This window comes from Amycolatopsis ultiminotia (assembly GCF_039536925.1).
In the GTDB taxonomy this organism is placed as follows: Bacteria; Actinomycetota; Actinomycetes; order Mycobacteriales; family Pseudonocardiaceae; genus Amycolatopsis; species Amycolatopsis ultiminotia.
Window position 1 is genome coordinate 359,019 of record NZ_BAAAZN010000001.1, and the last position, 12,238, is coordinate 371,256.

Annotated in this window: 12 protein-coding genes; 3 read left to right on the top strand and 9 right to left on the bottom strand. The window is 72.4% G+C overall.

Going from position 1 to position 12,238, the window contains the following annotated elements; genetic code table 11:
* Nucleotides 1–13 precede the first annotated feature (13 nt).
* The gene (locus ABD793_RS01650) at nt 14–586 is read right to left on the bottom strand and encodes a CGNR zinc finger domain-containing protein (RefSeq protein WP_344854449.1); all 573 of its coding nucleotides are present in this window, start codon (nt 584–586) and stop codon (nt 14–16) included.
* 60 nt (nt 587–646) lie between these two features.
* Between ABD793_RS01650 and ABD793_RS01655 the strand changes: the two genes are divergently transcribed.
* Complete coding sequence (locus tag ABD793_RS01655) at nt 647–1,486, top strand: class I SAM-dependent methyltransferase (RefSeq protein WP_344854451.1); 840 nt, start codon at nt 647–649, stop codon at nt 1,484–1,486.
* A gap of 10 nt (nt 1,487–1,496) precedes the next feature.
* On the opposite strand, the gene ABD793_RS01660 is transcribed toward ABD793_RS01655, so the two are convergent.
* From ABD793_RS01660 to ABD793_RS01670, 3 genes are all read right to left on the bottom strand, one after another.
* Entirely contained in the window at nt 1,497–2,264 is a 768-nt protein-coding gene (locus ABD793_RS01660; RefSeq protein ID WP_344854454.1) for a DUF427 domain-containing protein, read from the bottom strand.
* 1 nt (nt 2,265) lies between these two features.
* Nucleotides 2,266–2,772, bottom strand: coding sequence for a peptide-methionine (S)-S-oxide reductase MsrA (msrA, locus tag ABD793_RS01665; RefSeq protein WP_344854456.1), 507 nt, complete (start codon nt 2,770–2,772; stop codon nt 2,266–2,268).
* A 63-nt stretch (nt 2,773–2,835) separates the two neighbouring features.
* Nucleotides 2,836–3,720 carry a LysR family transcriptional regulator gene (locus ABD793_RS01670; RefSeq protein ID WP_344854458.1) on the bottom strand — a complete coding sequence of 295 codons (885 nt, stop codon included), beginning with the start codon at nt 3,718–3,720 and terminating at the stop codon, nt 2,836–2,838.
* Nucleotides 3,721–3,803: 83 nt separating this feature from the next.
* Here ABD793_RS01670 and ABD793_RS01675 point away from each other — a divergent pair, with 83 nt between their 5' ends.
* Nucleotides 3,804–5,042 (top strand): MFS transporter, encoded by a 1,239-nt coding sequence (locus ABD793_RS01675; protein WP_425548641.1) that lies wholly within the window; start codon nt 3,804–3,806, stop codon nt 5,040–5,042.
* Between the two features lie 7 nt (nt 5,043–5,049).
* Here the strand turns inward: ABD793_RS01675 and ABD793_RS01680 are convergent, their stop codons facing one another.
* The 5 genes from ABD793_RS01680 to ABD793_RS01700 form a co-directional block, all read right to left on the bottom strand.
* Nucleotides 5,050–5,874, bottom strand: a complete 825-nt coding sequence (locus tag ABD793_RS01680) for an ABC transporter ATP-binding protein (RefSeq protein ID WP_344854460.1) — start codon at nt 5,872–5,874, stop codon at nt 5,050–5,052.
* Nucleotides 5,871–6,542 carry a FadR/GntR family transcriptional regulator gene (locus ABD793_RS01685; protein ID WP_344854462.1) on the bottom strand — a complete coding sequence of 224 codons (672 nt, stop codon included), beginning with the start codon at nt 6,540–6,542 and terminating at the stop codon, nt 5,871–5,873. Before ABD793_RS01685 ends, ABD793_RS01680 begins: the two co-directional genes overlap by 4 nt.
* A gap of 120 nt (nt 6,543–6,662) precedes the next feature.
* Entirely contained in the window at nt 6,663–8,747 is a 2,085-nt protein-coding gene (locus ABD793_RS01690) for an iron ABC transporter permease (RefSeq protein ID WP_344854464.1), read from the bottom strand.
* Nucleotides 8,747–9,751 carry an ABC transporter substrate-binding protein gene (locus ABD793_RS01695; protein WP_344854466.1) on the bottom strand — a complete coding sequence of 335 codons (1,005 nt, stop codon included), beginning with the start codon at nt 9,749–9,751 and terminating at the stop codon, nt 8,747–8,749. The genes ABD793_RS01690 and ABD793_RS01695 overlap by 1 nt, the downstream gene beginning before the upstream one ends.
* Before the next feature lie 50 nt (nt 9,752–9,801).
* A complete protein-coding gene (locus tag ABD793_RS01700) occupies nt 9,802–10,647 on the bottom strand; it encodes an ABC transporter ATP-binding protein (protein ID WP_344854468.1) in 846 nt (281 codons plus the stop codon).
* Between the two features lie 190 nt (nt 10,648–10,837).
* On the opposite strand from ABD793_RS01700, the gene ABD793_RS01705 reads away from it, so the two are divergent.
* On the top strand, nt 10,838–12,196 hold the full coding sequence (locus ABD793_RS01705) for an aminotransferase class I/II-fold pyridoxal phosphate-dependent enzyme (protein WP_344854470.1): 1,359 nt from the start codon (nt 10,838–10,840) through the stop codon (nt 12,194–12,196).
* Nucleotides 12,197–12,238: the final 42 nt, after the last annotated feature.

A 12,238-nucleotide genomic window follows, 5' to 3' on the forward strand; every position in this document is an offset into this window, starting at 1 on the left:
CCGGCCTTCGGGGTCAGTCCCGTTGCCGCGCGCGGAAAGCGGCCGCCTTGACCCGGTTCTGGCATGCGGTGGAGCAGAACCGCCGGGTGCCGTTGCGGGAGACGTCCACGAACACCCGGTCGCACGCCGGTGCGGTGCAGACGCCGAGCCGGTCGTGGTCCGGGGTGCCGAGCACGAACGCGAGCCCGGTCGCCATCGGTGCGGCCCACGAGCGTGCCCATTCCGCGTCCACCGCGTGGAAGTGCAGATGCCACGGTTCGCCGTCGTGCCGGGCGAGCACCGGTGCGGCCAGCGTGTCCCGCAACAGTGCGTTGAGCCGTTCGCAGGCGTCGTCGATCCGTCCGTCGTCGACCGCGGTGAAGACCTCGCGCAACCGCACGGCGTACGTGCGCAGCTGTTCGATGTCCGCGGTGGACGCTTGGCGAGGACGGGGGGTCCGGGCCGCCAGTTCCCGCAGCTGCTCGGCGGGATCCGTGGCGGAGTATGCGCGGCCCCGTGCGTACCCCGGCGTGAGTGCGTTGACCGCCAGCACGGCGGCGGCGACCACCTCACTGGTGTGACTGTCGAAGTTCACTTGACCAGTCATCTCCTCGTACCCTAGGGTCGTCACTGGCAATCTTCTCATCGACAGTCACGGAGGTGCGGCATGGGGGCGGAGACCGTGTCGAGCGCAGCGGCGGCTGCCTGGATGCAGCGCTGGGATGCCCAGCAGGAGCGCTACGTCGCGGACCGCGAGGAACGGTTCGCGGTGATCTGCGACGTCGTCGAGCTGGCGGTGCAGGAGGTGGCCGAGCCGGTCGTGCTCGACCTCGGCTGCGGTCCGGGTTCGCTGGCCGCGCGGGTGCGGGAGCGCCTGCCGTCGGCCACGGTCGTCGGGATCGACTCGGACCCGTTGCTGCTCGGCCTTGCCCGCGCGCACTACGGGACCGCCGTCGAATGGGTCGACGCCGACCTCGGCGGAGACTCCTGGGCGGCGGCGGTGCCCGCCACCGTGCACGCCGCGGTGTCCACCACCGCACTGCACTGGCTGTCCGCCGACGACCTCGGGCGGCTCTACCGCGCACTGGCCGCCCGGATGCCCTCCGGCGGGGTGCTGATCGACGGTGATCATCTCGGGTTCGCCGACGAACGGCTGAACGAGCTGGCACTGGCCGTCCGGGATCGCCGGGCCACCCGAGCCGGTGTGCAGGACAACGAGGAATGGCTGCCCTGGTGGGACGCCATTCTCGCGGACCCGCAGTTCGCCGGTCTCGCTCGTGCCCGCGCCGCCCGGCAGTCCGCAAAGGACAGTGCGGCCGAGGATGGTACGGGCCAGGACGGTGCCGGCCCGGCGGGTGCCGGGCACGACAGTCATCAGCAGCACCGGCACCACGGCAACGGACTCACCGCCGAGGACCACATCGGACTGTTGCGCGCCGCCGGGTTCGGCAGCGTGGCCCCGATGTGGCAGTCCGGCGACGATCACGTCCTGGTCGCCATCCGGTGAGCGCGGGAGGTCAGCGGGAGAAGGGCGATTCCGGCCGGGGGAGTGGCTCGCCGTCGACCTCGATGTCCACCATCTCGTTGTAGAAGGCGACCAAACCGGTGATCGGGGCGACCGCGGTGACCGGGAAGTCGTAACTCCACGCCAGGTCCTCGTGCAGGACATCGCCGACGCGCACCGACCAGTACGCGCTGGTCCGGCCCTTGTACGGGCAGGCGGTCACCGTCTCGGCGGGGACCAGGTGCGCGAAGTCGACCTCGGTGCGGTTGAAGTAGTACCGCGTGGGCAGGCCGGTTTCGAACAACAGCACCGGCGACGACGATTCGGCCAGCAGCACCCCGCCGAGCCGGACCCGGACCTGCCGCGTCGAGCGCAGCGCGTCCACTCGCGTGTAGGGATTGCGCGGGTGCACGAAGACCTGTTCGTCCTCCTCGAACCAGGCGTCCATCGCGGCCCAGTCGAACCGCACGTGCCCGGCCAGCCCGGATTCCGCGTCCGGACCGTAAACCCAGGCGGCGCCGGGCTTTTCGACGCCGGCGGCGCGCAGCCCGTGCCGGTGGGCGGTGCCGTTCGGGCGGGCTTCCGAACACCCCTCGTCGATCAGGTCGGCGCCCCGCACGTCTTCCGGTGGAAAGACGAACTGCGGGTAGTACGGCCATTCCCAGACGTACTTCGCGCGGACGCTGTCCACAATGGTCGCTCCACCGAGGACGGCCCGCACGCGCCGGGCAACCGGTGCGACGTGGCCGGTCTCGGTGATCGACGGCGGGTGGCCGGTCATGTCAGGCGTTCTCCCGTTTGGGCAGTTTCCAGCCGGGGCGGGGAAAGTGGCAGGTGTAGCCGTGCGGGTAGTGCTGGAGGTAGTTCTGGTGTTCGGGCTCGGCCGCCCAGAAATCGCCTGCCGGGGTGAGCTCGGTGACGACGGTGCCCGGCCAGAGTCCGGACGCGTTGACGTCGGCGATGGTGTCTTCGGCGACCTTCTTCTGGTCGTCGGTGGTGTAGAAGATCGCCGAGCGGTAGCTGGGGCCGATGTCGTTGCCCTGCCGGTTGCGGGTGGTCGGGTCGTGCACCTGGAAGAAGAATTCGAGGAGGGCCCGGAAGTCGGTCTGCGCGGGGTCGTAGGTGACTTCGATGGCTTCGGCGTGGGTGCCGTGGTTGCGGTAGGTGGCGTTCGGGGTGTCGCCGCCGCTGTAGCCGACGCGGGTGGCGGTGACACCGGGTTGGTGGCGGAACAGTTCTTCCATGCCCCAGAAACAGCCGCCTGCCAGCAGCGCCTTCTCGGTCGCCATGATCGGTCTCCCGTTCGGATCGGAATGCACAGTGCTCTGGTGCAGACACTCCCACGGCCCGGTCTATTCCGCCGGGCCCAGCAGGTCGAGCAAGGTACGCACCGAGCGGGACGGCGGGCGCCCCGCCGCGACGACCGCGGTGACCGGCCAGGTCAGCCCGGGTTCGGCGAGCGGGATCGCGACGACGTCCTGCCTGGTGTCCATCGGCAGCACGTCCGGGAGCACCGCGACGCCGAGTCCGGCGGCCACGTAGTCCGGCGTCGCGGGCATGTCGCCCACCTCGGCGCCGACCCGTCTCGACATGCCGAGTGCGGCGAAGGCGCGGTCCACCGCGAGCCGGTTGCCGAAGCCCTGCGGGCTGTCCACGAACCGCTCGCCGGCCAGTTCCCGCAGGGTGAGCTCGGCCCGCCCGGACAGCGGATGCCCGGCGGGCAGCACGGCGCGGTAGGGCACGTCGGCCAGCCGGCGTGCGACGAGTCCGCTGAGATCGGACCCCGGCAGGCTGAGCAGCGCGACGTCGAGCCTGCCGTGCCGGACGTCCGCGGCGAGGCCGGTGGAGCCGGTCATCGACACCGTCAGGTGCAGGTCCACCAGCGGGTGGCGACGGTGGAAGGCACCGAGCAGTGAGGGCAGGTCGACCGTGGCGATGGTGGTCATGGTGCCGATCCGCAGGCTCCCGCGCAGCCCGGCGGCGGCCTCCTGCACCACCGCGCGGGCCCGCTCCACGGCCTCCAGTGCGGCCTTCGCCTCCGGCAGGAACAACGTGCCCGGCTCGGACAGCGCGACCCTTCGCGTCGAGCGGTCGAACAGCGTGGTGCCCAGTTCGGTCTCCAGCGTGCGGATCGTGGCGGACACGGTGGACTGCGTGGCGAACAGGCGCTGCGCAGCGCGCGTGAAGCTCAGCTCCTCGGCCACCGCGACGAAACACTCCAGCTGACGGGTCTCCACCCTTCCGATTATCGCTCATGGCGATAACTGTGACCAGTACTTTTCGTTGGACGGGATCAGTCGGACTGCGGATCGTCGAGAGGGTGCAGACAACCTCTCGCAACGCCACCCCGGCCGGCATGCGCCCGTCCCGGCGGCTTCCGCGCTTGAGCCACGGCTGGGGGTTCCGCGTCATCGCCGTCGCCTTCGCCGTGTCGCTGGCGTTTTCCACCATGCCCACCCCGCTGTACGCCCTGTACCAGCGCCGCGACGGGTTTCCGACGTTCATGATCACGGTGATCTTCGCCGCCTACGCGGTCGGCGTGATAGCGAGCCTCTACTTCGCCGGCCACGTGAGTGACTGGCTGGGCCGCCGTCGCGTGATCCTGGCTGCCACCCTCGCCGAAGCGCTCGCCGCCGCGCTGTTCCTGATCTGGCCGGAGGTGCCGGGCCTGGTCATCGCGCGGCTGGTGTGCGGGGCCGGGATCGGTGCGCTGACCGCCACCGCGACCGCGCATCTGTCGGAGTTGCGTGCGGTCTCCCGTCCGGACGAGGACGGTGGCCGGGCCGGACTGGTCGCCACTGTGGTGAACATGGGCGGGCTCGGTCTCGGCCCGCTGGTCGGCGGGCTGTTCGCGGAGTACGCATCCGTTCCGCTGACCACCACGTTCGAGGCTTTCCTCGGCGCACTGCTGGTGGCGGCGCTGGCGGTGAGCCTGGTGCCGGAGACCGTCGAACGGCGCGAGGAACGCCCGGCGTACCGGCCGCAGCGCGTGTCGCTGCCGTCCGGGGCGCGGCCGGTGTTCGCCGGTGCGGCGATCGGTGCCTTCGCCGCGTTGGCGATCACCGGGCTGTTCACCGCACTGGCCCCGACGCTGCTCGCCAAGGGGCTGCATGAACCGGGGTCGTTGCTGGCGGGGCTCGCGGTGTTCGCCCTGCTCGGTGCCGCCGCGCTCGCACAGCTGGTGTTCTCGTCACTGCCGTCGCGGGCTCAGCTGCGCATCGGGTACACCCTGATGCCGGTCGGGCTGGCGGTGATTTCCGTGGCAGCCCTGCTCGCGTCGCTGCCGGTGTTCCTCGTCGGCGCCCTGCTCGGCGGCGCCGGGGTGGGGCTGGGGTTCCGTGCCTCGGTCGGGACGGTCGCGGCGCTGGCCGATCCGGACGCCCGCGGCGAGGTCCTCGCGGCGCTGTTCCTCGCCGGCTACGCCGGGCTGGTGGTTCCGGTGCTCACGGTGGGGCTCGCGCTGGAGTGGGTGTCCAGTCCGGTGGCGTTCGTCGGGTTCTCGGCGGTGGAACTGGTGCTGCTGGCCTTCGCCGCCCGGCGGGTGCTCGGCACGCGCTGAGCGGGCGTCAGGCGACCTCTTCGGCGGGATCGGCGCCGCCGCGGCGGGCCGCGCGGGCGCTCCAGCGGCCGTCGTGGCGGGCGACCCGGATCGGGTGCCCGAACGCCCGGCTCACGCTGGCAGTGGTCAGCGCCTGATCGATCGGTCCGGCGGTGACCACCGCACCACCGGAGACCAGCAGCGCGTGCGTCGTGGTCTCCGGCAGCTCCTCGAGGTGGTGGGTGACCAGGATCGAGGCGAGCTCCGGATGACTGCGGGTGAGCAGGTCGACGGTCTCCAGCAGCTGTTCGCGGGCGGCGACGTCCAGTCCGGTGGACGGTTCGTCGAGCAGCAGCAGCCGGGGTTCGCCGATGAGTGCGCGGGCGATCAGCGCTCGGCCCCGTTCGCCCTGCGACAGCGTGGGCCACCGCTCGTTTGCCAGCGCGGTGAGCCCGAGCAGCTCGATCAGTTCCGTGGCCTGTGCGGACTGTTCGGGGGTGGGCTGCCAGCGGGGCGGGGTGTCGACGCTGCCGGTCAGGCCGGTGAGCACGACGTCGTGGACGCTCAGCGGCGAACGCAGCGGATGCCGCGGATCGACGTGGCCGATTTCGCGTCGAAGCGCCTGCAGTTCCACCTTGCCCAGCTGACCGCCGAGCACCCGCACCGTGCCGGAGGTGGGATGCGTGAGCGCACCGCAGAAACCGAGGACGGTGCTCTTGCCCGCGCCGTTCGGGCCGAGCAGCGCCCAGTGCTCGCCTGCCCGCACGGTGCAGCTCACGCCATGCAGGATTTCCTTGTCCTGCCTGCGGAACACCACATCGGTCAGTTCCAGCACCACCTCGGCCGGGCTCATGAAAGCGTCTCCTTCACCGTGGTCAGGTGTGCCCGGCTCCGTTCGGCGGCGGCCACCGGGTCACCGGCGGCGATGGCGTCGGCCAGCTGCTGGTGCCGGGCGTGGTCTTCGTGTGGGGAGCGGATCGGCTGCACCCGCAGCAGTTCGGTCATCGCGCGGTGGACCCGCGGCACGAAGCTGTCGAACATCTCGAGCAGCAGGTCGTTGTGCGCGGCGACGAGCACGGTCCGGTGGAATCTCGTGTCGGCGTCCACGAACGCTTCGCCCTCCGGCCGGCCTGCCAAGCGGGCGGCCAGCGCACGGCGGAGGGCGCGCAGGTCGGCCGGCGTACGGCGCTGTGCCGCGAGCGCGGCGGCCTCGGCTTCGATCGCGATCCGCGCTTCGAGCACCGAGACGATGGAAGCGCGCCGCAGGACGCAATCCCAATCCTCGGTGACGTCGAGCGCGGTCACGAACACCCCGGCGCCCTGCCGGGAGTCCAGCACTCCCTTGCCGGCCAGTTCGCGGATCGCCTCCCGCACCGTCGAACGGCCGACGCCCAGCTGGGCGGCCAGCGCGGTTTCCCCCGGCAGCTTGTGCCCGAGCGGCCACTCGCCCGACCGGACCCGCGTCAACAGGTGCGCGGCGGTCTGCGCGGCCAGCGGATGCCGCTGGACCGTGGGGGACATGCCGGATCGCCTCTCCGGTCGGCTGACGGGTCGCCGGCGACCTTACGGGAGTGCCGGCGACCGCTGGCGCAGGGAGTGGGCCGTCGCACCCCTCAGCTTGTCCGAGGAGTCGGCAGGTGTTCAGCGAGCCGCGCGGCTACGCCACATCAGCCAGCCGAAGTACGGTGCGCCGATCAGCGCGGTCACCAGTCCGGCGGCCACCTGCGTCGGGGCGAGCACGGTACGGCCCAGTGTGTCGGCGACGCTCACCAGCAGTGCCCCGAGCGCCGCCGCTACCGGGATCGCACGGGAATGCCGCGCACCCACCAGTGCCCGTGCCGCATGCGGGGCGACCAATCCGACGAAGCCGAGCGCACCGACCGCACACGCGGCGGCCGCGGTGAGCAGCGCGGCGAGCGTGATGAACGCGAAGCGCGCCCGGTCCATCGGCACACCCAGGACGCGGGGCACGTCCTCGTCGAGCGCGAGCAGATCGAGTGTCCTGGCCCCGGAAAGCGCGAGCGGCAGCGCCAGCAGCAGGCACAGCACCGCCGGGACGAGCTGACCGGGCTCGCGTCCGTAGGTGGATCCGGAAAGCCAGGTGAGCGCGAGATTCGTGTTCCACGGCGAGCCCAGCACCGCGACGAGCGTGGTGATCGCACCGGCCGCCGCGCTGACCCCGACGCCGATGAGGACCAGCCGGTCCGACGAGAGCCGGCCGCCGGCGGCGAGCCGGTAGACGAGTGCGAAGGTCGCGAGCGCGGCCACCGTCGCGGCACCCATCACCGGCCAGATCCCGATGCCCGGCACCAGGATCACCACCGCGATGGCGCCGACGCTCGCACCGGGCGTGACCCCGAGCAGGCTCGGTTCGGCGAGCGGATTGCGGCACACCGCCTGCACGATCGCGCCCGCCACGGCCAGCGCCGCGCCGCCGAGCAGCGCGGCGAGCACGCGCGGCCAGCGCAGATCGAGCACGAACGTGACCTCGGTGCCGGAAACGCCGCGCCACCAGTTCGCGACGTCACCGAGCAGCACCAGCCGGTCGCCGAGCAGCAGGGCCGCGACGAACGCGCCGGCGACCGCGACGCCGAGCACCACGCCGGTCACCGCGACCCAGCGGCCCGAACGGACCGTCCCGTGCGTACCCGGCGTGCGCACGTCGCCGCTGAGCCTGCGGCGGGCCAGCCACACCAGCACGACCGCCCCGGCCAGTGTGGTCACCACGCCGGTCGGCACCGCGGTCGCCAGGTCCGCGGGCACGAGTGCGCGCAGCAGCACGTCGGCGGTGACCACGACGAGCGCCCCGGTGAGGCCCGCGAGCGGCAGCAGCAGCGGATGCTTGCCGAGCCCCGGCACCCGGCCGGCGATCAGCCTGGCGATGACCGGCGCGCACAGCCCGGCGAACCCGATCGGCCCGGCCACGGTCACCGCGATCGCGGAAAGCAGCACGGCGGACAGCACCGATCCGACGCGGACCCGGCGCACGTCGACGCCCAGCACGCGGGCCTGGTCGTCGCCGAGGCCGAGCACGTCGAGCCGCCGCGCGAGCAGGAGCGTGCCGAGGATCCCGGCGCCGACCACGGGTGCGGCGAGCCGGACCTGGCCCAGTCCGGATTGGACGGTCGTACCGCTGCCCCAGGCGAACAGCCCGGCGGTCTTCTCCTGGAACACCATCAGCAGCACGGACGTCAGCGCGCTGAGTGCGAGCGCGATCGCCGAACCCGCGAGCACCAGCCTGGCCGATCCGCCCACGCCGCCGCGTGCCACGAGCAGCACGAGCCCGGCCGCCGCCAGACCGCCGACGAACGCCACCGAACCGTTGAGGTAGAACGGCAGCGAGACGCCGAACGCGGCGACCGCAACCACCGTCAGGTACGCGCCCGCGTTGACCGCCAAGGTGTCCGGCGAGCTGAGCGGATTGCGTGCGACGGATTGCAGGACACCGCCTGCGAACCCGAGTGCCAGCCCGACCAGCAGCGCGGCGGCGAGCCGGGGCAGCCTGCTCGCCAGCAGCACCGCCACGGCCTCGGTCCTGGCGTCGTCGCCGGTCCCGGGCAGGATCGCGTGCAGCAGCTCACCGACGCCGATCTGCGCGCTGCCCTGCAGCAGGTGCACGGCCGACAGCACGGCCAGTGCTGCGATCCCGGCCAGGAACACCGCGGGCGCGCCCAGCCGGATCCGGGAGGCGGGCGGTTGTTCCCGTGTCTGCACCGAGACGGGCATCAGGTGAGTGCGTCGACGACGGCGTCCACGTAGGCGGACGCTGCCTTCGTACCACCGAACATCCAGATGCCGTCCGGAATCCGGTGCACGTGCCCGGCCTTCACGAAGGGCAGCTGCTTCCACACGGCGTTCTGCGCGAGGTCCTGCTCGAACACGTCACCCTCGGAGTCGTTCGCCAGGTAGAGGAACGTCGTGTCCGGGTCGGTGATCTTGGTCAGGCCCTCGACGTCGGTGGAGGCCAGGCCGTAGTCCTTGTCGCCGCCGCCGGTCCACTGGCCTGCCAGCCCGAGTTCCTTCGCGATGCCGCCGAGGAACGAGCCCGGCGTGTACATCCGGACGGTGACCGTGCCGGAAGTGGCGTAGCCGTCGGCCATCGTGAACGGAGCGCCTGCCTTGCCCGCCTTGGCGAGTTTGTCCTTCCCCGCGGCAAGGCTCGCGTCGAGGCCGGCGAGGATTTTGCCGCCCTGCTGCCGGGTTCCGGTTGCTTCGGCCAGCGTGGTGACGGTGTGCCGGAGGTAGCCGATCGGGTCCGCGGCGTCCGATCCGCGCAGCGCCAGCACCGGCACCTTGCCCGCGATCTGCCCGATGACGTTGTCCGGCAGATCGGTGGTGGTCACCACGAGGTCCGGGTGCAGCGCGATGATCGCGTCGGTGCTCGGTTCGGCGCGGGTGCCGACGTCCGGGGTGGACTCCGGCAGCGGGGCCACCTTGTCGTAGGCGTTGTAGTCCTTGACCTCCGCCGCGCCGATCGGCTGCACGCCCAGCGCCAGCAGGTTCTCGGTCAGGCCCCACTCCAGTGACACGATCCTGGTCGCGGGGGCGGGCAGGTGCACGGTGCCGCGTTCGTCGGTGATCGTGACCGGGCCGGACGGCTTCGCGGCCGCGGAGGACCCGTCGGCGCCGGCCGGGGCTTCGGTGGTGCCGCAGGCGGTGGCGAGGAGCACGGCCAGCGCGGCGGCGGTCGCCGCGAACGGTCTGCGGGCCGGATGGGGGAGCGGGGACACGGCGGTTTCCTTCGGTCGTTGGACGAACGGGGTTCGGCAGAGCCGGACTTTCAGGCGGAGCGGGCCGGCCGGGCACGGGTGGTGTGCTTGCCGACCGGCCGGGTGCGTACGTGCCCGTCGTCGTCGACGTGTACGTCGATGCGCAGGCCGTAGACCTCGGTGAGCAGTTCGGGGGTGAGCACCTCGGCCGGATGGCCGGTGGCGCGCACCGCGCCGCGGCACAGCAGCACGAGCTCGTCGGCCACCGCGGCGGCCTGGTCGAGGTCGTGCAGTACCACGCCGACCGCGACGCCGTGCTCGTCGGCGAGTTCGCGCACCAGGTCGAGGGTTTCGATCTGGTAGCGCAGGTCGAGGAACGTGGTCGGCTCGTCGAGCAGCACCACGCCGGTGTCCTGGGCGAAACAGGTGGCGAGCCAGACCCGTTGGAGTTCCCCGCCGGACAGCTCGCCGACCGGGCGCGCGGCCATGTCCGCGACACCGGTGCGGCGCATGGCCCGTTCGACGATCTCCGTGCCCTCCGGGTCGCCGGAGCCGAACCGGCCGCGGTGCGGATGCCGTCCGTAACCCACGACGTCGCGCACCCGTACGCCGCCGGGCGTGGGGCGCGACTGGGTCAGCAGCGTGACGCGGCGGGCGAACTCCTTGGCGGACAACGCGAGTGCGTCGTCCGGCGGGCCCTGCCCGCTGGACACGGTGACCGCGCCGTCGTCCGGCCGGTGCAACCGGGCCAGTGCGCGCAGCAGGGTGGACTTGCCGGACCCGTTGGGGCCGATGAGCGCGGTGACCGCCCCGCGGCGCAGCGTGACCTCCGCCTCCCGGACCACCGGTTCGCCGCCGTAACCGAGGGTGAGACCGGTGCCGGTGAGCGCCGGTGCGTCCGGCCAGGGGGAACTCATAAAGGTTAGCCTAACCTGATCGGTGGAATTTCCGCAGACCGCCCGGCCGTCGGTGGCGGAGCTCACGAGCGACCGTTTGTACCGGCCGCGGCAGGCGGGCCAACCAGGATGTGAAACGCCTTTGCCGTGTCCGGTTCGCGCTCTAGCTTCTGATCAGGACAGGAATTGGCGGGACGAGGGGAGCCGGTGCGTGGCCACGGGCGAACTCGCGACGACCGCGCCGGTCGGGCTGGGATGGCTCGTTTCCCGCATCGGTGAACGCACTGCGCGGGGCGTCGCGGGATCGGTGTCCGGTCTGATCCGGGACGGGCAGGTGCCGCCGGGTACCCGGCTGCCGACGGTGCGCGCGCTCGCCGCGGAGCTTTCGGTGAGTCCCACGACGATTGCCGAAGCGTGGTCCCAGCTGCGTGCCGCCGGACTGATCGGCACCGGCAGGCGGCGCGGCACGATCGTGCTCGAACCACCCGCGGGCCCGTCGTCCGGCCGCGCGTTCTCCGGCTGGCAGACCGTGGATCTGGAGCACGGCCTGCCCGATCCGACGCTGCTGCCGCCGCTGGAGGACGCGGTCGCCGCCGGGGTGCACACCGAACGGCTCGCCGGACACGATGCGATCACCACCCGGCTGCGTGCCGCGGTGAAACCGACCTGGCCGCAGCCGGCCGAGGCGTGGACGATCGCCGCGGGCGGGCACGACGGGATCCTGCTGGCGTGCCAGGCGGTGGCCCGGCCGGGCGACGTCGTCGCGCTGGAGGAGCCGACCGCGCCGTGGCTGCTGGACATCCTCCGCCGTTCGCGGATCCACGTCGCACCGGTGTCCTGTGACGAGCACGGCCCGCGGCCCGCTGCGCTGGCCGCCGCCCTCGCGCACCGTCCGGTCGCGTTCGTGTACCAGACCAGGGCGCAGATCCCGCTGGGTCATTCGGTGCCTGCCGAACGGATCGGCGAACTCGCCGCGGTGCTCTCCGATCGGGACATCGTGGTGATCGAGGACGACGACCTCGGCCCGCTCGCGTCCGCGCCTTCGGTGAGCCTCGGTGCGCAGCTGCCCGGCCGGGTCCTGCACGTTCGCTCGTACTGCACGGCATTCGGGCTCGAACTGCGCAGTTGCGTGCTCGGCGGACCGGCCGCGCTGGTGGACCGGGTCCGGCGGCAGCGCGGTCCCGGCGCCGGGTGGTCGAGCCGCATTCTGCAGGACGCGCAGGCGTTCCTGCTCACCGACGCGGCCACCGGCGAACTGCTCCGCCGGGCCGGCCAGCGTTACGAACAACGCCGCGTGGCGCTGTCGGAAGCCTTGCGAGAACAGGGGATCGACGCGCCCGCACGGGAAGGGCTGGCGCTGTGGGTGCCGGTGGCGGAGGAATCGCGCACGCTGATCGCCTTGGCTGCCAAGGGGATCAGCGTGGGTGGCGGAGGCCGCTGTCATGCCGGGACGCCGTCCTCGGCGCATCTGCGGGTGGCCACCGGGCAGCTGCCCGACGATCCGGCGCTGGTGTCCGATCTGGCCAGGATGATCGCCCGCGCCGCCGGGCACCGCGGCTCATCCGGGTGAGCCCCGGTCCTTGCGGTACGCGAATCGCGGCGGGACGCGCGC